Raw genomic sequence first — 1149 nt, 5'->3', positions numbered from 1 at the left:
TGCTGTTGCAAAGCGTGTTGATGCTGCAAAAGCTAAGGCTGAAAAGTTTGAGAAGGCTGGCACGTTGGTTGGTGCTGTTTCTTCTGCTGTTGCTGGTGGTGTTGTTCAGGTTTCTGAGTCATTCACGAAAAGCCGTTTTGATGATGGTGCGAAGTCTCGTGAAAATGAAATTCATTTATTGAAGAATCAAAATGAGAAGTTGAAAGCGAGTAATTCATCACTAAAAACAAAAATTCACAAAAGTAATGAATCACGAAAATCACTATTGAACGAATTGAAAAGCGAACGCGAAAAAAGTTTTGATAAGGGCAAGCCGTTCAGAGATTTACAGAAGAAGAATGAACAGCTTGAAACTTATCTTGGTTTAGTTTTTGATTCTTTGGATTCGCATGGAATTAATCCTGTTCCGTTCATTAAGACTGTCTACACGTTGGATGATTTAATGCGTGATTGCGATAGGATTGCGAAGGAGTGGCTTGAGTCATTCCAGGCGACGTGGGAACCTAAGGCGAAGCCTCAAAAGGGTTCTGATCGCTCTATTGCCTAGAGCGACGACCCCGAAGGTCCGGGGTCTAGCATTGGGGTTTCGACCTCCATGCTAAAGGCTAAATCAGTATTAAAAAGATAGCTCAAACTGCTTCGCTTCATGAGCAGATAATTAGCTCAGATTTGCTGTGTCCTGCATCACAGAGCGAGCGCAGAGCGGGAGCCACGTAGTGTGGCCGTAGGCCATCTGTGTGGGATGGTTCTTGATAATCTGATTTTTATGGTAGAATGTGAGTCGAGGTTAAATCGATGGATATCTTGGCGGATTACATCGAAGAAGCCCGATAGGTTAGGAGAAGGCTCATGACGCAGGAACGTCACAACCCGACCCACATCAGTATTATAACACAACTGATGGCGATGGTTCAACACAAGACCGCCAAGACTGGTGGTCTCGGATGGAATCCGTAGGTCGTTCATATACGAAATTAGAGGCCCAAAGGGTCATCAAAGCTCAGTCATATGATGGGGGGTATTATCCTCGTTCATGGCTTGGGCATGTGTTCCATCTGGGGTGGTCTGTTGATGATATCTGCTGGCTGATATCTGCTGACTGCAWGCACCTTGGGCTTATAGCTCGGGATTATTCTGCCGATGAGAATC

Annotated in this window: 2 protein-coding genes; both read left to right on the top strand. The window is 44.9% G+C overall.

The window, feature by feature from the left end; translation table 11 throughout:
- Positions 1-547 (top strand): hypothetical protein (locus tag KP705_RS15425; RefSeq protein ID WP_215764781.1); only part of this gene is annotated, 547 nt, incomplete at its 5' end.
- A gap of 397 nt (positions 548-944) precedes the next feature.
- On the top strand, positions 945-1149 hold a 205-nt coding region (locus KP705_RS15420; protein WP_215764780.1), incomplete at its 3' end, for a hypothetical protein.

The organism is Gluconobacter sp. P1D12_c (assembly GCF_018812105.1).
Lineage (GTDB): Bacteria > Pseudomonadota > Alphaproteobacteria > Acetobacterales > Acetobacteraceae > Gluconobacter > Gluconobacter oxydans_A.
The sequence above is the reverse complement of the archived record's forward strand: the minus strand, read 5'-3'. Positions and strand labels throughout refer to the sequence as shown.